This window comes from Gilvimarinus sp. 1_MG-2023 (genome assembly GCF_030548285.1).
In genome coordinates, this window is record NZ_JAUOSC010001970.1 from 1 (window position 1) to 220 (window position 220).

Genomic DNA, 220 nt, shown 5'->3' on the forward strand with positions numbered 1-220 from the left:
CGCCCGATTCGCGCGATAGGCTACCGGTTAAAGAGTCGCCCGAACCGAGCGAGCCGGAGGTAAGATCCCAGCTAAAGCTCGGGTCGGCCTCGCCGTAGATTTTGCTGGCGTCGTCAATGGTCACTGTGACCTCGACCACGGCCTGATCGATGGTGAGCACACCGTCGTTCATCACAATGTCGTAGCCGCTTTGGTTGGACCACAGCTCGCTCGGGGTAAG

1 protein-coding gene is annotated in these 220 nt (G+C 60.0%); it reads right to left on the reverse strand.

Annotated features, from left to right (window positions below; genetic code table 11):
- Positions 1–220: MBG domain-containing protein (locus Q4563_RS23535; RefSeq protein ID WP_303606270.1), on the reverse strand; the 220-nt coding region annotated here is incomplete at both ends.